The following is a 17577-nucleotide window of genomic DNA, read 5'->3' on the forward strand; positions in this document are numbered from 1 at the left end:
ACAAGCAGGAGCTGCGCAAGGCGCCGTAAAACGGTGTAAGATGAGCATTCTGCGCCAGCGGCGAAATAATTTGCGGGTTTCGGGAATAATCCGGCGTTCCGGTCGATCTAGGTAACAAACGGCTTTTGGAATTTCGAAGAGGATTCATGTGCGGTAACCGTGCCGCTTGGGAACACCATGACAGAAATACATCCTGCAACCATATCCATGCATGTTCCAGATTCCACCCATGCAGCGCTTGCCTGGCGGTCGCGGGTGGCGGGTATGCGCGCAGTTCTGGCAAATGTGCTGTCGCGTCGCGCCCTTGGCGGACAAGGCGGTGGATTGCCGGATCTCATTGTGCGCATGGCAGGGCTGGCGGGTCATGGCGTCAGCTCGAAAAGGGTGCAGCCTACGGCCGATGCTGCAGCACGGTTTAACCGGCTGATCATTCCGCATCTGGACGCCGCTTACAATTTTGCCCGTTTTCTGAGCCGGGACGGGGATGCCGCGCAGGATATTGTCCAGGACGCTTTCCTGCGCGCCTATCGCAGCTTTGACGGGTATCGCGGCGGTGACGCGCGATCCTGGGTCTTTGCCATTGTCAGGAATTGCTACCACGTCTGGCTGCAGGAAAACCGCCGCAAGGCGCGTTTTGAAATGCCTCTGACGGACAACAATGACGGGGCGACGCCCCCTATCGGCGCGGACATCGCCTCTGAAGAAGATACGCCCGAGACCGCTTTGATCCGCAAGACGGAATCCGAGCATGTTCGCATGGTCATATATTCGCTCCCCGATGCCTTGCGTGAAATATTGGTGTTGCGCGAACTCGAACAGCTGTCGTACCGGCAGATCGCTGACATCACGGAACTGCCGATTGGAACCGTGATGTCACGGCTCGCCCGTGCCCGGCAGGAATTCGGCAAGGTCTGGCACGGTGAAGTCAGCGGCGAGGCGGCAGCATCATGAGCGAGACCAGACCGGAAAAATGCTCTGACTGGGCTGTCATGCTGCACGGCTTCATCGATGGCGAGCTCGATCCAATGCACGCGCTGCAATTCGAAGACCACCTTGCCACCTGTGCAAGTTGTACGGCGGAGCTGGAAAAATACAGGGAACTGAAAGATATCATCGGTCAGGACGGAGTCCGGTGGCAGATGCCCGAGCGTGTTCGCGAGCGGATCGTGACAGCGCTTTCACATGAGGTTGACGGAGTGCCATCAGGCTCTTCCGCATCGGCACATCGCCTCGGCACATGGTGGAGAGCCGCCGATTTCATCAGGCGCTGGAGCTTTATTCCGTCATTCGCAGCATTGGCCGCAAGTGTTTTTCTTGTATTGTCGGTGCCGCCTCAGACCAGCGTGCTCCAGGATCAGATTCTTGCCAGCCATGTGCGGTCCCTGCTCGTTGACCACCTGACCGACGTGCAGACTTCCGACCAGCATACGGTCAAGCCCTGGTTCAATGGCAAGATCGATTATTCTCCGCCGGTCATCGACCTCTCGACACAAGGTTTTCCCCTCGTCGGCGGCCGCGTGGACTATATCAATGGCAGGGTGGTCGCGGTTCTGGTGTACCGCCGGCACGGTCACGTCATCAATGTTTTCGTCTGGCCTGCATCTCCCGTTGCCGCGGCAAGCAGGACACGCGAAGGCTATAATTTTGCCGAATGGTCCAGTGGAGGCCTGACATTCTGGGCGGTGTCGGATGTCAGTATTGCTGATCTTGCGGCCTTCCGCGCGGATTTTGCCGCAGCTGCCGAGAAGTAGGGATCACAGGAACAGGTCTTCGGGCGGGACGCCGATTGTCGAGGCGACAATATCCGGACGGCGGGCTGCAACGGTGGTGACAATGGCGTCCGCGAGCGCGAAAATCGCTGCGGGAGAATTCGGCAAGAGACGGTTGCGGGCGGGTGCAAACAGAATGATGTCGGCGACGGGAACCAGGGGCGAAGTCGGGCTGTCGGTGATTGCCAGAATCAAAGCGCCTTTCTCTTTGGCCGCTTTCGACAGCTGCACCGTATTGTTTGAATAGCGCGGCATGGAGATGGCAATGACGACGTCGCCTTCGTCCACGGACCGCACGAAATTGTTGGAATATTCGGAAGCGCCCCTCGACAGAATGTTGGAGACGCTTTTTTCCGTGTACAGCGCCAGGCCTTCTTCCAGAAACGTTGCCGCGTAGTGGCTTGCACCGGTGCCCAGAATGATGATCCGCTTTGCGTTGATCAGCGCTGCGATGAACCCGGAAGAGGTGGCATTGTCAATATTGGCTATTGTGTCCCTGATGTTGTCCGCATTGTCCGCCAGCAGGCTGTGCAATGACAGGTTTCTGCGGCCTGTGTCCTTGTCCGTATCGTTAACGGCAAGGGTTTCTTCCGGCACGAACTGAAAATCCGAAACGATTTTTTCGCGGAACTCGGCATAGCCGCTGTAGCCGGCCGCGCGGACGAAGCGGGTGATGGTTGCCGTGGAGCTTCCGCTCGACTGCGCCAGGCCTTCGATGGACATCGCGACAACGTCAAGCGGCCTTGCCAGCACGAAGTCGGCAATCCTGCGGTGCGATTTGCTCAGGGAAGGGTAAGCGGCAGACATGCGGTTGGAGAAATCTGATTTTGGGTTCAACGTTTTTGACATACGCGTTTCCGGTGTTGACGGCATAAAATTTTCATATACGTTATTTTTGAAAATAAACATGTCAAAAATGACGAGACGTTGGGGAACGGAGAACTTTATGCATAAACAGACACTATTGGCATGCCTACTGACAACATGTCTTTTCGCCGGCTCTGCCCATGCACAGCCTTTACGCATTGCTCTCGGCTCCGAGCCGACCGCAATCGACCCGCATTATCACGATCTTACGCCGAATAATGCGCTCACTGCCCACATCTTTGAAGGGCTGACGCGGCAGGATGAAAAGCAGAAGCTGCATCCGGCACTCGCGACCTCGTGGGAAAATGATGGAAAGAACACCTGGACGTTCAAGCTGCGTGAGGGTGTCACATTCTCGGACGGATCGCCCTTCACGGCCGATGACGTGGTCTTTACGTTCTGCCGCACACTGAAGAACGAAACCGCGATTGCCGGTTCATTCGCCGACATTACCGGCAACTTCGAGTCCGTCACAACGCCGGATGCGCATACGGTGGTCATCGCCACAAAGGCGCCTGAACCGCTGCTGCCGACATTCCTCGGCACCGTCGGTATTTTGAGCTCTTCCATCGTCAAGCACGACAAGCTCAGTTTCGATATTGGCAAGAATTGCGGCGTTACCGGTACCTGGCCGGTGGTCGGGGATTTCAATGACGGCAAGCTCGCCATCGGAACTGGCCCGTACAAGCTGAAGAGCTATACAAGGGGCTCCGCCATCGATCTCGACCGCAATGACAAATACTGGGGCGATGCCGAACCGTGGGAAAGCGTCCGTTTTCTGCCGGTCCCCAATGCGGCACCGCGTCTGGCCGGTCTTCTCGCCGGCGACTATGACGTGATTGAAAATCCGGCTGCCCGCGATCTCGCCCGTATCAAGGATGACAAGCGCTTCGGTTATGTGATTACGCCGACGACGCGGGTGATCTACTACCAGCTTGATGTCGGTCGCGCGCAAAGCCCCTTTGTCAAGGCTGCCGACGGCAAGAACCCGCTGCAGGATGTGCGTGTGCGCCAGGCGATGTCGCTCGCCATCGACCGCAAGGCAATCGTCGCGCGCCTGATGGACGGTGCGGCTGAACCCGCCTACCAGTTCCTGCCGACCGGCATGTTCGGCACGCTGCCCAATCCGCCGGAGCTGCGTTATGACCCGGCCGAAGCCAAGAAACTTCTCGCCGAAGCAGGCTATGCAAACGGCTTTCAGCTGACGCTTTCCACCACCAATGACCGCTACATCAATGACAGTCAGATCACGCAGGCCGTGGCGCAATATTTGACGCAGGTCGGCATCAAGGCTGACGTTGATGCCATGACCCGCGCTATCTATTTCCCGCGCCGTTCGAAGAAGGAGTTGAGTGTGGCGCTCGGTGGCTGGGGATCGACCAGCGGTGAGGCCTCGTCCTTCCTGCGTCAGTGGCCGGCAACGCCCAACAAGGAGGGCACGGTTGGCGGTTCCAACTACGGCGGTTATTCCAACCCCGCATTTGACAAGCTGATCCTGGAGGCGATTTCGACGCTGGACGATGCCAAGCGTTCATCCCTGCTGCAGCAGGCTCAGACCGAAATGATGAAGGATTTCGCGTTCATCCCGCTGCATTTCGAAAGCGCCGTGTGGGCACACAAGGCCAACCTGACCTACACAGGCCGTTCAGACCAGTTCACTTTGGCGATGTCCGTCAAGCCGGTGAAATAAGCCGGCACAGGACAGAAATCTGAGTGATATGCCATGACAGCTTATATTCTTCAGCGGCTGATCCAGAGTGCACTGGTTCTTGTTGCGGTATCCGTCGCTGTGTTCTTTGCCGTCTATGGCATTGGTGATCCTGTTGAACTGCTGGTTCCACCGCAGGTCAGCGCCGCCGAAAGGCTGGCGCTGATCAAGCGGCTCGGACTGGATCTGCCGGTGTGGCAGCAATATTTCACCTTTCTGGTCAATGCCCTGAAAGGCGATCTCGGCACCTCCTTCGTGCACGGCGTGCCGGTCGTTTCCCTGATCTTGGCCCGGTTGCCCGCTACGTTCGAACTGGTGCTCCTGTCGATGACGGGAGCCGCCGTGATCGGTATTCCGCTGGGTCTGCTGGCCGGGCTCAACCCCGACAGCCGCCCGTCACGGGCGATCATGACGGGCACGGTGATCGGCTTTTCCCTGCCCAGTTTCTGGAAGGGGATGATGCTGGTTCTGTTGTTCAGCGTGGCGCTCGGCTGGCTGCCAACCGCCGGAAGGGGCGAAACGGTTGCATTTCTCGGCATTCAGACCAGCCTGTTTACCACGGATGGTTTACGGCATCTGATCCTGCCTTCGCTCAATCTCGCCATACCGAACATGGCGCTGATGATCCGTCTGGTGGCTGCCGGCACGACGGAAGCCATGACACAGGATTATGTGAAATTTGCCCGGGCAAAGGGGGTGAGGCGCCGGCGTATTGTCGGCAGGCATGTGCTGCGCAACATCCTCATCCCTGTTGTGACTGTGGTCGGTATCGAGTTTGGCAGCCTTGTGGCTTTTTCCACGATCACGGAAACAGTCTTCTCCTGGCCGGGCATGGGCAAATTGCTGATCGACAGCATCTATCAGCTGGATCGCCCTGTCGTTGTTGCCTATGTGATGCTGGCAACGCTTTTGTTCGTGGCCGTCAATTTTATTGTCGATGTGCTTTATGCGGTTCTTGATCCGCGCGTAAAACTATCCGGAGATATGGTATGAACAAGCCGATCATTCCGGATGATACGGCGACGCCGTTGCGCCGGAAAGTCTTGCGCGGTATCCGTAAAAGGCCGACGACACGCGGTGCCGGCATATTGCTGGCCTGTCTCGTTCTGCTAGCAGTCTTTGCCCCGCTGATTGCCCCGCAAAACCCTTATGATCTTGCCACGCTCAGCGTCATGGATAACCGGCTGGCGCCCGGGGCCGCGAGCATGAGCGGTTCGGTCTACTGGCTGGGAACCGATGCGCAAGGCCGCGATATGGTCAGCGCCATCCTGTATGGGCTGCGCACCAGCCTCCTGGTTGGCCTGCTTTCAACGCTGGGCGCGTTGACGATCGGGGTTGCGGCGGGCCTGCTTGCCGCCCAGCTGGGCGGGATGGTGGACGCGCTGATCATGCGCATCGTCGATTTCATGCTGGGCTTTCCATCCATTCTTGTCGCCCTCGTCCTGCTGGCATCGGTGGGGCGCGGCGTCGACAAGGTGATTTTCGCCATCATACTGGTGCAATGGGCGCAATATGCGCGCCTGATGCGGGCATCGGCACTGGTGGAGCGCCGCAAGGAGTATATTGAGGCGGCGGTCAATTTCGGGCTGCCGACACCCTACATCATGCTGGCGCATCTGCTGCCCAATTCGATTGGCGCAGTCCTCGTGGTTTCCACCATCAATATTGCCAGCGCGATCACGCTGGAAGCCACGCTGTCATTTCTCGGGGTAGGCGTTCCCGTAACCCAGCCCTCGCTCGGATTGCTGATTGCCAACGGGTTCGATTATCTGCTTTCCGGCGAATACTGGATTGCCGTCTTCCCCGGCCTCGCTCTCGTGCTGCTGATCATGTCACTCAACTTTGTCGGCGACCGCCTGCGCCGCAGCTTTAATGTGAAGGGTGGGTGATGGCATCTTTATTGGAAGTACGCGGCCTCAAAACCGTTTTTCATCTGCTTGGCGGTGCGTGGGCCGCAGTGGACGGCATTGACCTGACGGTTGAGCGCGGCGAAGTCTTGTGCCTCGTCGGTGAATCCGGTTCGGGCAAATCCGTTACCGGCTTCTCGCTGGTGCAGCTGATCGATCCGCCCGGTGAAATCGTCGCGGGCGACGTGCTGTTCAACGGCGAGAATCTGCGCGGAGCGTCCGACGAGCGCCTGCGCAATTTGCGCGGTGACCGCATCGCCATGATCTTTCAGGACCCGCTGTCAACACTCAATCCTGTGCTGACCATTGGCGAGCAGATGTGCGAGGCCATCCTTGAACATCGCGCCTGCGGTCAGGCACAGGCCGCGAGGGAAGCGGTGGCAGCCCTCGGGCGCGTCGGGATTTCCTCGCCGGAAGTGCGGCTGAAACAATATCCGCACGAATTTTCCGGCGGGATGCGCCAGCGCGTGGCCATTGCCATAGCGCTTCTCAACAATCCGGACCTGATCATTGCCGATGAGCCGACAACGGCCCTCGACGTGACCATTCAGAGCCAGATTCTCTATGAGGTACAGAAATTGGCGCGTGAAACCGGTACGGCCGTGCTCTGGATCACCCATGATCTGGCGGTGGTGGCTGAACTCGCCGACCGCGTAGCCGTGATGTATGCGGGCCAGATTGTGGAAACCGGCACGGTTGATGACGTACTCGACCGGCCCTTGCATCCCTATACGCTTGGTTTGCTGAATTCATCCACCGGTATGGTCAGGCCAGGCGAGCGTTTGCATCAGATTGACGGCAATGCACCGCGGATTGATGACCGCCCGAGCGGCTGCCCGTTCCGGCCGCGCTGTGAACGGGTGCAGCCGGTCTGTTCCCAAAGCTATCCGGTCCAGCAGATGATCGATGGCCGGAGTTTGCGCTGCCATAACCCCATGCCGCAAGCCGCCGGTCCGGCGCCAGTTCAGGAGGCCAGGCCGTGACTGAACCCTTCTTTGAAATGCGGGGTGTCAAGAAACACTTCCATGCCAAATCCTCCATGGCCGAACGTATTCTGGCCCTCGCCGGCCAGGCTGCGCCGCCACGTGTTCTGCGTGCCGTTGACGGGGTCGACCTGAGCATCCAGCGCGGCGAAGTTCTGGGCCTCGTCGGAGAATCGGGTTGCGGCAAATCCACCTTGTCACGCATGGCGACGGGCATTCACCAGCCAAGTGCCGGTGAGGTGATCTATGACCGGCAGCCGGTCGGCAAACTCAAGGGCAAGGAGCGGCTGAATTTCCTGCTCAAGGTGCAGATGATCTTCCAGGATCCCTATGCCTCACTTGATCCGCGCATGCGTGTCAGCCAGATCGTCGGGGAAGCCCTTAAAGTGCACCGGCTGATGCCCAGGAGCGAAATTGCCGGTGCCGTCAATCAGGCACTGGAGGAAGTCGGCCTTGATCTGGCCTACCGGGACCGCTATCCGCACCAGTTTTCCGGCGGACAGCGCCAGCGCATCGGTATTGCCCGCGCGCTCGCGGTGAAGCCTGATTTTCTGGTCTGCGACGAACCGGTTTCCGCGCTTGATGTGTCCATCCAGGCGCAGGTCATCAATCTGTTCATGGATTTGCGCGAGCGTTACGGGCTGACCTATCTGTTTGTCAGCCATGATTTGGGTATCGTCCGGCACATCAGCGACCGCATAGCGATCATGTATCTCGGACGCATCGTCGAGATTGGCTCCGCCGCGGCAATCTTCAGCAAGCCGGCACATCCCTACAGTGCCTCGCTGATCCATGCCAGCCCATCCATCAGCCGGCGCAAACGCAGTTTTGAGCCGCTCAAGGGGGACTTGCCATCGCCGCTCGACCCGCCAACCGGCTGTCCGTTTCATCCGCGCTGCGGCCAAGCGATGCCGGTATGCCGTGAACGCCGCCCCGAACTCAAGGACGTCGCTCCAGGGCAGAGTGCGGCCTGCCATTTGCATAACTCGGAGATATCATGACGTCCGTCCCTCTCATCCCCACGACCGGAAGCAGTGCGATACCCCTCATTGACAGGTTTCATCCTGACCGGCCGCTGACGGTTCACTTCTACCGGCCGCAAGCCCATGGTCCTGACGATCCCGTGGTCATTGTTCAGCACGGCATGCTGCGCAATGGCGACGAGTATCGGGATTTCTGGATACCCGCCGCCGAAAAACACCGGCTGCTGATTGTTGCGCCGACATTTTCCGATGCGCAGTTTCCAGAGGCCGAAAGTTACAATAACGGCCTTGTCATGGAAGCAAGCGGCGAGGCGCGCAAGCGGGAGGAATGGCTCTACGGTGTTCCGGCCCGCATCTTTGCCGCGCTTCAGGCCAGTGGTGTAACCCGCCAGGCACGGGCCAGGCTGTTCGGGCATTCCGCCGGCGGCCAGTTTGCGCATCGGCTGCTGGCGACACAGGATCCCAGTGTCTTTTCCGCGGTCATTGCTGCCAATCCCGGCTGGTATACCTTGCCGGACCTGCAACGGCAATTTCCCGAGGGGATGGGCGGAATCGGGCTGTCCGAGAACGAGCTTGCGCGCTGGCTTGCCTATCCGATGCATATTTTCGCCGGCGATCAGGACATAGCCGAGGATGATCCGAACCTGCCCTCCCAGCCGGAAGCGCTTGCACAGGGGCGTTCACGTTATGCACGCGCACACTTCGTCTACGGGTTTGCCGAGCGCGAGGCGAAGCGCCTTGGGATGGTATTCAACTGGAGGTTAATCAGGGTGGAAGGGGTAGGCCATGACGGCGCCGCCATGTCGCGTGCCGCTGCGGCATTCTGGTTTGAAGGCACCGTTCCACCGGCTTCCGCGCTGGTCTTCGATGATGCGGCACAACTCTGAGAGATAAAGGAATAGGCAGATGAGCATGAATGACCGTCAGGGGTTGTGGCAAAAGGTTGAGGACGAGAAGCAGCGGCTCATTGAAATGAGTGACCGCGTCTGGGCCATGCCGGAAGTGTGCTACACGGAAGTTCGGTCGGTTGCCGAACACAAGGCGGAACTGCAGCATCACGGTTTCCGCATCACGGAAGGTGTGGCGGACATTCCCACATCCGTTGTCGGAGAGGCCGGAGAGGGCGGACCGGTCATTGCCTTCCTCGGGGAATATGATGCCTTGCCGGGCCTGTCTCAGGAAGCCGGGATGACGCAATACAGCGCTGTTGAAGCTGGCGGCAATGGACATGGCTGCGGCCACAATCTTCTGGGTGCGGGCGCCCTGCTGGCGGCAGTGGGGCTGAAGAACTTTCTGGCCGAGAAGGGCATTGCCGGACGCGTGCGCTACTATGGCTGCCCCGCCGAAGAGGGTGGAGCGGCGAAGGCCTTCATGGTGCGGGCCGGGGCCTTCGATGATGTGGATGTTGCAATCTCCTGGCATCCCTACAGTTTCTGGGAAGTCGCGCCTGCCCTGTCATTGGCCAACACCCGTGCTGACTTTGTTTTCACCGGACGGGCGGCCCATGCGGCGGCCTCTCCGCATCTTGGGCGCAGTGCCCTGGATGCGCTGGAACTGATGAGTGTCGGCGTCAACTACATGCGCGAGCATATGCCGTCCGATGCGCGGGTGCATTCCGCCATACTCGATACGGGCGGAATCGCGCCCAATGTGGTGCAGGCCCATGCGCGGGTGCGTTACTCCATTCGCGCCATGGATTTGCCCGGCATGCTCGATCTGGTGGAGCGGGTCCACAAGATTGCGCAGGGTGCGGCGATGATGACCGAGACGCGCGTTGACATGAAGATCATCAGTGCCGTCTCCAATACGCTGGGCAACAAGCCGCTCGAGCAGGCGCTGTACCGTACGATGGAAGAACTTGGCGCCCCGGCTTTTGATGACAATGATCGCAATTTTGCCCGGCAGATTCGTGAAACTCTGTCAGAGCAGGAGATAGCGTCCGTCTATCAGGCGATCGGCATGCCGGTTACCGATGCGCCGCTGGCGGAGTTTCTCGTGCCCTTTGATACAGTGCGCAGACCTTTCATCGGTTCCACCGATATTGCGGATGTCAGCTGGGTCGTTCCGACGGTGCAGGTGCATGCGCCGACGGTCGCTATCGGCACGCCCTTCCATACATGGCACGTGGTTGCACAGGGCAAGGCACCGGCTGCGCACAAAGCCATGGTGCATGCGGCCAAGGCCATGGCGGCACTCGGCCTGGCGGTTCTCACCAACCCGGTTCTGCTTGAGGATTCCAAACATGCGCTCGCCCAGCAGACGGCCCGTACGCCCTATGTCAGCCCGCTCAAGGCTGGCGTCGAGCCGCCGCTGGATATGTCGAAGGGTTGAATTGAGCGGCTGAACGCAGAATCGCGCTAAACAAACCGCCGGCCTGGGATTTCAGGCCGGCTGGACGAGATTGGCCATCAGTCTGAACGCGCCCGGCACCAGTCTGTCGAGCTGATGATGCAGGACAAGGCCGGTGTGGGTGTGCCTGCCCTTGCCGATGCGGGCCGAAATCAGCCCGCCGTTCAGCGGCTGTTCATTGGCGTCATGCATGGATAAGAGCGGCTCATAGGCGTCGTCAAATTCCGACGCGAAATAAAGGCCGCGTTCCTTGTCCCATCCGTCCCAATCGGCTGGCCCGATGATATTGGGACCCGTCAGCAAGGGGTGCCGGGGCAACAATATCGTTACGGGGGCATGGGGATCGGTCACGCGCCAGCGCAGTGACGGTGATCCGATTTTCAGATAGCGCGACGGCGTGACGCTGGGAATCCAGCCGTCGGTGGGGCGATGATACAACGTGACGAGGTGGCCGCCGTTTTCAACGAAGCCATGCAGGCGTTCCGTCGCTGCACTCAGGTCTTTTCGCAGGCCGAACGTGAAAATGCCCACCACAATGGTGGTAAAGCGCGAGAGGTCGCCGCCAAGAGCCTCCGTATCGAGTTCCGTGACATCCAGTCCCATGCGCTGAAGCCACAGGGCGACCCTGTCGGCGCCGCCGCCGGCGTAACCGATCTTGGCGCCTTCCGGCAGCTTCAAGTCCAGTGCGAGCACCCGTAGCCGTTCCGGGGCGATGAAGACGCAGCGCCCGGTATGCGGGTAGGAAATGGGTGTGCTGCGCATGGCCGGATGTCCGGATATTTCCGGCGTGATCTGGGTGAGCCCGGCGGGCAGCATCTTAGGGGCGGACAGCAGCCATTGGCCGTCCTGCGGCCTGACTGTCCAGCCGGGCGGCGCATCAAAGCGCAGAGCAACTGCGGGATCCATCCCATCGGCCCGAATCGGCCAGCTGCGCATCGCATCGCCGCGTCTGGCGATGATGGCCTCGGGCAGGAGCGTCAGGGAATGCTTGGGCACGATGCTCAATGGCTCTTCAAGATCGAACGTGCCTTGAACCTGCCGGTTGCCAATTCTGGCGGTAACATTGGCGAAAGCCGCGCCGTTTCCACCAAGGCTGGACCATGTGTGTCCATATGGATTGGTCAGCGCAGCCGTTGCAGCCGCTTTGATGTCGAAGGAGCGGGACCTTGCGGCATCCTGCGATCGGACAACAGTTACGTCAGACGGCAGCGCGATCGATATGCCGTCCGGGAGCGGGATGGACGGATTGTCCATATGCACCGTAATGCGGCCGGTGCTTCCGGGGGAAAGGTGCTGCGGTTCTGTAACCGCACGCACGTCTATCCCGGCCGTTTCAAGCAATGCCGCGTCAATTTCCCGGCGCTTGCGATCCAGCCGATGTCCGTGCCGTGCCATGAAGGCTGGCGAGGCCAGCGCTTCGATACTGTCGATATGGCCGGCAGCATCCAGGAGCACCGTGGTGATACGGTCACGGTTTGGAAAGGCCTGGATGGCCTTGCTGATCGCGTCATGGGCAGCCAGCAGCACGCTGCCTGCGGAATGGCCTGCGGCGCCGGCAAGATCTGCGAGTGTTGCCGGGATGTCTTCAAGAATGGAATGCTCGGATTGGCTTCCCCTGGGGCCATGCCGCAGATGCAGCGGCCAGGACAGCCGCGGTGTATTGCGCCAGACACCCATGCCCTGGGAGGCATGATAGGCGCGTGACCATTCGCCGATATGATCGTAAGCGGCGCCCGTTGCCGGTTCCGTGCCTGAAGCGTCGATGGCAATGGTTGCATCCGGCGGAGGGATCTCGTCATCATAGGTGTCGCCGCCGCCCGGCCAGGCGGGAAGGTAATATTTGGCCACGCGCCATGGTGTCAGGCCCTCGGCACAATGTTCGGGATAAGCACCCGCATCCGCGGCAAGCGCAAGGGCAGCTTCAGCGGCGCGGGTCATGGCACGGTGATGGCCGTGCTGTCCGGGAACATCCAGAAATGTCGGAATGACGATATCCGGCCGCTCCTGCCGATAAGCGCGTACCAGCCGCTCGATGATGCGCTTTTCGTCCCACCGGGCAAATGTCGCGTCGCCATCCTTGGAAAAGCCGAAATCATGCACCGGATCCTCTGGTCCGTGTCCGAGCCAATGGACATCGGCATCGAGCTGCCGGGCTGCCTCTTCCAATTCCCGCGATCGCAGCACGCCAAGTGCCCCCAACCGTTCCGGCCCGAGCGCATTCTGTCCGCCTTCGCCACGGGTCGAGCAGGCGATCACAACCCGCATTCCGAGGCCAAAGCGGAACATGGCCAAGAGACCGTTCTGCTCGTCATCCGGATGCGCGCCGGTGTTCATGACAGTTGCCGTCGATGTCAACCGGGACAATGCATGGTGCAGCCGGACCAGGGCTGGCCGGGATTTTTGTCGTTCGATCCGCTCATGGGACGTCAGCACGGTATCCTCCTGCCGCTTATAACGTGTTGTGGGCTATGTCTGTGGGTGATGTATCAAGTTTGGGGGTGACGACCTCGAACAGCGGCAGTGCTGCGGCGCCGAGTGCGGCGGTCAATTGACCCGTCTGGCCGCGCTGGACACGCGGCAGGGAGCGTACACGGCGGCTCGCGACGGATACAGGCAGGTTGTGCATGGCGGAAATGATGTCATCGATGATAGCATCCGGCATGGCTCCGCCCAGCATTACGGTTTCCGGATCCAGAATATTTTCCAGCATCGAAACCATCGGGCTCAGATAATCTGCGGCCTCACCGATCCACGCTCTCAGAACGGGATGGTTTCCGGCGTGAAGGGTCTCAAGGTCGGAAAACTCGCTCGCGGCGATGCCGGCTTCGCGCAGTTTCTCCTTCAGGGCATGCAGCGAGGCATAGAGTTCAAGGCAGCCGCTCTGGCCGCATGGGCATTGTTTTCCGCGCGGGGCAACCACGATATGTCCGATTTCACCGGCATTGCCGAAAGCGCCGCGAAACGGCGTTCCCTCGTGAATGACGCCAAGGCCGATACCGGCACCGAAATAGATCATGCAGAAATCGGAAATCGTCTGCCCGGCACCGAACAGCCGCTCGCCGACCACGGCGGCAGTCGCGTCGTTCTCAACGATGACCAGTTCGCCGCTGGCCTCGGACAGCATCTCTGCAGCGTCGATCGTACCCCAGCCGGGAAGGGTGGTCGGACCAACGGACGTCATGCCATCGATCTCAAAGGGTCCCGGCATGACCACGCCGATGCCCAGGAGCTTCGCCTTGAAGAGCGTGCGAATCCGGTCGACCTCGCCGACAAAACGCGGAACAAAGTGCTCGGGCGTGGTGTTCTTGACGGGAACGATTTCTCTGGAACGCACCTGCCCCGCAAGGTCCAAAACAACGATCACCATGTGATCCGCGGCAATCTCGATGCCGATGGTAATGGCCCCGTCGGGATTGACGGCGAACTGAATGGGCGGCTGGCCGCGGCCGGACCGGAGGCGCCCGACCTCCATCAGCAAATTATCGCTGACCAGCTCGTCGACGATATTGGCTACCGCCTGGGCGGTCAGCTGGGTCAGTTTGGCGATGTGCATGCGTCCCAGCGAGCCGTGAATACGCACCACATCCAGGACAACACGCCGGTTGTGATGCCGGCTGCGCTCGGGATTTTTACCGATGGCAATCTGATGCGTACCGCTCGTCTGTCGGGCCATGTCTCGAACCTCAATTCCAGTCTTTCATCGATACCTCCAAGAGGCGTTCTGACGCAATACAATAATTCAAGTAAAGTATGTTATTGACAAATCATCGCTGACGGTGAAGCTTATATGTAAGCCACGACAACGTTCGGGGTTGCTGCAGCAAAAACATTGCCGTGCGGTGGGATGAGGTCATGGGGATCGTCGATGCGGACTGCAGCGCCGGTGCCTGGGGAACAGGGAAGCTCTGCATCCGATGATGGATATGGCAGGGCACAGGAGGTTATATGCGTAAAGGAATTCTATTGGCCGGCCTGCTTGCCGGATTTGCCACTTTTGCTGCCGGAACGGCGCAGGCGGTCGAAATCGAATATTGGCAGTATGTGTACGATACCCGTGTCAAGGCAATGGATCAGCTGATTGCCAATTTCGAAAAGGCCAATCCCGGTATCACCGTCAAGCAGACGACTTTCCCCTATGCGGACTATCAGACACGCATTGTTGCGGCCAATATGGGCGGCAAGGGTCCGGATGTCATGCAGCTGTTCTACGGATGGCTTGACAAGTTCGTTGCGGGCAAGCTGCTGCAGCCGCTGCCAACCGACATGTTCCCGCACGACAAGATCGAAAGCGATTTCTTTCCCATCGTGACGGCCATGAAGCGGGGCAACGAATATTATGGCCTGCCGACAGCTGTCCGCTCGCTGGCACTGTTCTACAACAAGAAGCTGCTGAAAGAGGCGGGGATTGAAAATCCGCCGAAGACACTGGACGATTTCGTTGCGGCCGGCGTTGCGACAACCAAGCGCGATGCCGCTGGAAACCTTGTCGTTGCCGGTACAACGCTGGATATGACGGGGCAGGATCACCAGTGGTGGCGTGAAGTTCTCATCCGGCAGTATGGCGGCGAACCCTATTCAGCCGACAATACAAAAGTGACTTATAACAGTGAGGCCGGCATCAAGGCCCTGAAGTTCTACACCAGCCTGCAGACGGAGAAGAAGATCGGCCAGGTCGGCTTCATGGATGAAGGCCAGGCAGCGTTTCGCGCAGGTATGGCGGCCATGACCATCGACGGGACTTTCCGTCTCGGCTCCTTCAAGACGATCAATACCTTCGAGTGGGGCGTCACTGAACTGCCCGCCAATGCGGCAGGCCTGCGGTCCAATTATGCGAGCTATTTCGCCAATGGTATTGGGGCGCGCGTCAGCGGGGAAAAGCTCGAAGCGTCGAAGAAGTTCCTGGCCTATATCTCCTCGCCGGAAGCCATGGACATCTGGCTGAAGACTGTGGGCGAGCTGCCTGCGCGCCGTTCCGCCGCCCTGACGGACGCCAATCTGGCCGATCCGATTTTCGGCCCGTTCCTCAAGGGACTTGAATATGCGCATACCACGCAATTCGTCGATGAGGCTGCGCAGCGCCAGACGGCCATGGACATGGCCAACCGCGTTCTTCTGGAAGGACAGTCAGCGGAAGACTCGATTGCCCAGGCGGCAACCGCCGAACAGGCAATCATCGATTCCGCCAAGAAGTAAGGGCATCGTCCAATGGTTTCCACACCTGTCAATACGGAAGGGGCGGCCGCAAGCCGCCCCACCGGGCCCGTGTGGGACCGGCTATCCATGAAAACCAAGCGGCTGATCTGGGTCTGGTCGTTTCTTGCCCTGCCTATCGTGTTCTACAGCGTCATCCGTTTCTATCCGACGCTGCAAGCGTTCTGGCTGTCGCTGACGGATTGGGATCTGATGCGTCCGCCGGTGTTCATCGGTCTGGGCAATTACGAGCGGTTGTTCAGCGATCCGCAGTTCTGGAAAGTCTTCCGCAATACCTTCACCTATCTGCTGATCGGCACCCCGATCAGCCTGTTGCTGGCGTTCACCATTGCTTACTATCTCGATCGCGTGCGCTTCATGCACGCCTTCATCCGGGCACTGTATTTCCTGCCATTTCTGACCACGGCCGCCGCTATGGCCTGGGTATGGCGATGGTTTTATCAGCCGGCGCCAATCGGTGTCATCAATGATGTCCTCGGGCTTTTCGGCTTGCCGCAGCAGCCCTTCATCCGGTCGGTCAATCAGGCGCTGCCGTCGATCATGGTGACGTCGATTTGGGCCGGTCTTGGCTTCCAGATCATCATTTTCATGGCCGGTCTGCGCGCCATTCCAGGTACCTATTATGAGGCTGCCCGCATCGACGGCCTCGGCGAGTGGGCCATTCTGCGCCGCATCACCTTGCCGCTGCTCAAGCCAACGACCGTTTTTCTGGTGGTTTTTTCCTCCATCGGCTTCCTGCGGATTTTTGATCAGGTCTACAACATGACCACCAATGACCCCGGCGGCCCCCTGGGCTCGACGAAGCCTCTGGTGCTGATGATCTTCCAGACCGCCTTTTCATCCTACCAGATGGGGTATGCGGCAGCGCAGACAGTTGTGCTGTTTTCCATCCTGCTGGTGGTGTCATTGCTGCAACTGCGCGTCTTGAGGGATAAATGATATGACCACAGCTCTCCCGAAGCCGGCAGGATTGTACCGCGCCAACATAAGACCCGCCCAGATCCTCGTCTGGACACTCCTTCTGATCGGCGGCCTGATCATGATCACGCCACTGCTCTTCATGTTCTCCACCTCGCTGAAGACGGCAGGCCAGGTCTACGATCTGCGTGTTATTCCTGCAGCGCCGACATTGGAAAACTATGCCAAGGTGCTGCTCGACGGCCGCTTCATGCGCTGGTTTCTCAATTCCAGCCTTGTCGCCATCACAGTGACGCTTTCCAATGTTTTCTTCGACAGCCTTGTTGGCTACACGCTGGCAAAGTTCGAATTCCGCGGCCGCTATCTGATCTTCCTCGCCATCCTGTCGACCCTGATGATACCGACAGAGATGCTGGTTATTCCGTGGTACCTCATGTCGAGCCAATTGGGCTGGCTGGATAGCTATTGGGGCATCATGTTCCCGGGCATGATGACAGCGTTCGGGACCTTCCTGATGAAGCAGTTCTTTGACACCATCCCCAACGACTTTCTGGAAGCTGCGCGGATCGATGGTCTGAACGAGTTCCAGATCTGGTGGAAAGTGGCAATGCCGCTGGTTACGCCGGCGCTGTCCGCCCTTGCCATTTTCACCTTCCTTGGCAATTGGACGGCCTTCTTCTGGCCGTTGATCGTGACCACGAGCAAGGAACTCTACACGCTTCCCGTCGGCCTCTCGAGCTTTGCCGTCGAACAGTCGATCCAGTGGGAATTGATTATGACTGGCGCAGCCATCGCCACGCTGCCGACGCTCATCGTTTTTCTGGTGCTGCAGCGCTATATCGTGCGCGGCGTGATGCTGGCCGGACTGAAAGGATAATCGCC

The 17577-nt window shown here is 59.4% G+C and carries 15 protein-coding genes; 12 read left to right on the forward strand and 3 right to left on the reverse strand.

Features of this window, described 5'->3' with window-relative positions; all coding sequences use genetic code 11:
• Nucleotides 1–177: 177 nt before the first annotated feature.
• Both ACTJJ7_RS27275 and ACTJJ7_RS27280 read left to right on the forward strand, forming a co-directional pair.
• A complete protein-coding gene (locus ACTJJ7_RS27275) occupies nt 178–951 on the forward strand; it encodes a sigma-70 family RNA polymerase sigma factor (protein ID WP_440969426.1) in 774 nt (257 codons plus the stop codon).
• Complete coding sequence (locus ACTJJ7_RS27280; RefSeq protein WP_440969427.1) at nt 948–1751, forward strand: anti-sigma factor family protein; 804 nt, start codon at nt 948–950, stop codon at nt 1749–1751. The genes ACTJJ7_RS27275 and ACTJJ7_RS27280 overlap by 4 nt, the downstream gene beginning before the upstream one ends.
• A gap of 3 nt (nt 1752–1754) precedes the next feature.
• Here the strand turns inward: ACTJJ7_RS27280 and ACTJJ7_RS27285 are convergent, their stop codons facing one another.
• On the reverse strand, nt 1755–2618 hold the full coding sequence (locus tag ACTJJ7_RS27285) for a MurR/RpiR family transcriptional regulator (protein ID WP_440969428.1): 864 nt from the start codon (nt 2616–2618) through the stop codon (nt 1755–1757).
• Between the two features lie 97 nt (nt 2619–2715).
• On the opposite strand from ACTJJ7_RS27285, the gene ACTJJ7_RS27290 reads away from it, so the two are divergent.
• The 7 genes from ACTJJ7_RS27290 to ACTJJ7_RS27320 are packed head-to-tail and all read left to right on the forward strand — an operon-like array spanning nt 2716 to nt 10548.
• Nucleotides 2716–4326: an ABC transporter substrate-binding protein gene (locus ACTJJ7_RS27290; RefSeq protein WP_105735338.1), complete on the forward strand. Its 1611-nt coding sequence runs from the start codon at nt 2716–2718 to the stop codon at nt 4324–4326.
• A 33-nt stretch (nt 4327–4359) separates the two neighbouring features.
• Nucleotides 4360–5337, forward strand: a complete 978-nt coding sequence (locus ACTJJ7_RS27295) for an ABC transporter permease (protein ID WP_105735337.1) — start codon at nt 4360–4362, stop codon at nt 5335–5337.
• Nucleotides 5334–6233, forward strand: a complete 900-nt coding sequence (locus ACTJJ7_RS27300; protein ID WP_105735336.1) for an ABC transporter permease — start codon at nt 5334–5336, stop codon at nt 6231–6233. The genes ACTJJ7_RS27295 and ACTJJ7_RS27300 overlap by 4 nt, the downstream gene beginning before the upstream one ends.
• Nucleotides 6233–7234: an ABC transporter ATP-binding protein gene (locus tag ACTJJ7_RS27305; RefSeq protein WP_440969429.1), complete on the forward strand. Its 1002-nt coding sequence runs from the start codon at nt 6233–6235 to the stop codon at nt 7232–7234. Before ACTJJ7_RS27300 ends, ACTJJ7_RS27305 begins: the two co-directional genes overlap by 1 nt.
• Nucleotides 7231–8235: an ABC transporter ATP-binding protein gene (locus ACTJJ7_RS27310; RefSeq protein ID WP_440969430.1), complete on the forward strand. Its 1005-nt coding sequence runs from the start codon at nt 7231–7233 to the stop codon at nt 8233–8235. Before ACTJJ7_RS27305 ends, ACTJJ7_RS27310 begins: the two co-directional genes overlap by 4 nt.
• Nucleotides 8232–9104, forward strand: coding sequence for an alpha/beta hydrolase-fold protein (locus tag ACTJJ7_RS27315; protein ID WP_440969431.1), 873 nt, complete (start codon nt 8232–8234; stop codon nt 9102–9104). Before ACTJJ7_RS27310 ends, ACTJJ7_RS27315 begins: the two co-directional genes overlap by 4 nt.
• Nucleotides 9105–9129: 25 nt before the next feature.
• Complete coding sequence (locus ACTJJ7_RS27320) at nt 9130–10548, forward strand: M20 family metallopeptidase (RefSeq protein ID WP_440969442.1); 1419 nt, start codon at nt 9130–9132, stop codon at nt 10546–10548.
• Nucleotides 10549–10599: 51 nt separating this feature from the next.
• On the opposite strand, the gene ACTJJ7_RS27325 is transcribed toward ACTJJ7_RS27320, so the two are convergent.
• Both ACTJJ7_RS27325 and ACTJJ7_RS27330 read right to left on the reverse strand, forming a co-directional pair.
• Nucleotides 10600–12999: a PIG-L family deacetylase gene (locus tag ACTJJ7_RS27325; protein WP_440969432.1), complete on the reverse strand. Its 2400-nt coding sequence runs from the start codon at nt 12997–12999 to the stop codon at nt 10600–10602.
• Between the two features lie 16 nt (nt 13000–13015).
• Nucleotides 13016–14239 (reverse strand): ROK family protein, encoded by a 1224-nt coding sequence (locus ACTJJ7_RS27330; RefSeq protein WP_105735331.1) that lies wholly within the window; start codon nt 14237–14239, stop codon nt 13016–13018.
• Between the two features lie 272 nt (nt 14240–14511).
• On the opposite strand from ACTJJ7_RS27330, the gene ACTJJ7_RS27335 reads away from it, so the two are divergent.
• From ACTJJ7_RS27335 to ACTJJ7_RS27345, 3 genes are read left to right on the forward strand one after another with little or no spacing between them, the layout of a single operon-like run.
• Complete coding sequence (locus tag ACTJJ7_RS27335; protein ID WP_440969433.1) at nt 14512–15759, forward strand: extracellular solute-binding protein; 1248 nt, start codon at nt 14512–14514, stop codon at nt 15757–15759.
• A 12-nt stretch (nt 15760–15771) separates the two neighbouring features.
• Nucleotides 15772–16716, forward strand: coding sequence for a carbohydrate ABC transporter permease (locus ACTJJ7_RS27340; protein WP_105735329.1), 945 nt, complete (start codon nt 15772–15774; stop codon nt 16714–16716).
• Between the two features lies 1 nt (nt 16717).
• Complete coding sequence (locus ACTJJ7_RS27345) at nt 16718–17572, forward strand: carbohydrate ABC transporter permease (protein ID WP_440969434.1); 855 nt, start codon at nt 16718–16720, stop codon at nt 17570–17572.
• Nucleotides 17573–17577: the final 5 nt, after the last annotated feature.

The sequence above is a fragment of the Phyllobacterium sp. 22229 genome, from assembly GCF_052056495.1.
GTDB lineage: Bacteria > Pseudomonadota > Alphaproteobacteria > Rhizobiales > Rhizobiaceae > Phyllobacterium > Phyllobacterium myrsinacearum.

Coding starts and splice junctions, on each gene's coding strand:
- ACTJJ7_RS27275 (WP_440969426.1), top strand. CDS start 178: ATGACAGAAATACATCCTGCAACCATATCCATGCATGTTCCAGATTCC.
- ACTJJ7_RS27280 (WP_440969427.1), top strand. CDS start 948: ATGAGCGAGACCAGACCGGAAAAATGCTCTGACTGGGCTGTCATGCTG.
- ACTJJ7_RS27285 (WP_440969428.1), bottom strand. CDS start 2,618: ATGTCAAAAACGTTGAACCCAAAATCAGATTTCTCCAACCGCATGTCT.
- ACTJJ7_RS27290 (WP_105735338.1), top strand. CDS start 2,716: ATGCATAAACAGACACTATTGGCATGCCTACTGACAACATGTCTTTTC.
- ACTJJ7_RS27295 (WP_105735337.1), top strand. CDS start 4,360: ATGACAGCTTATATTCTTCAGCGGCTGATCCAGAGTGCACTGGTTCTT.
- ACTJJ7_RS27300 (WP_105735336.1), top strand. CDS start 5,334: ATGAACAAGCCGATCATTCCGGATGATACGGCGACGCCGTTGCGCCGG.
- ACTJJ7_RS27305 (WP_440969429.1), top strand. CDS start 6,233: ATGGCATCTTTATTGGAAGTACGCGGCCTCAAAACCGTTTTTCATCTG.
- ACTJJ7_RS27315 (WP_440969431.1), top strand. CDS start 8,232: ATGACGTCCGTCCCTCTCATCCCCACGACCGGAAGCAGTGCGATACCC.
- ACTJJ7_RS27320 (WP_440969442.1), top strand. CDS start 9,130: ATGAATGACCGTCAGGGGTTGTGGCAAAAGGTTGAGGACGAGAAGCAG.
- ACTJJ7_RS27330 (WP_105735331.1), bottom strand. CDS start 14,239: ATGGCCCGACAGACGAGCGGTACGCATCAGATTGCCATCGGTAAAAAT.
- ACTJJ7_RS27335 (WP_440969433.1), top strand. CDS start 14,512: ATGCGTAAAGGAATTCTATTGGCCGGCCTGCTTGCCGGATTTGCCACT.
- ACTJJ7_RS27340 (WP_105735329.1), top strand. CDS start 15,772: ATGGTTTCCACACCTGTCAATACGGAAGGGGCGGCCGCAAGCCGCCCC.
- ACTJJ7_RS27345 (WP_440969434.1), top strand. CDS start 16,718: ATGACCACAGCTCTCCCGAAGCCGGCAGGATTGTACCGCGCCAACATA.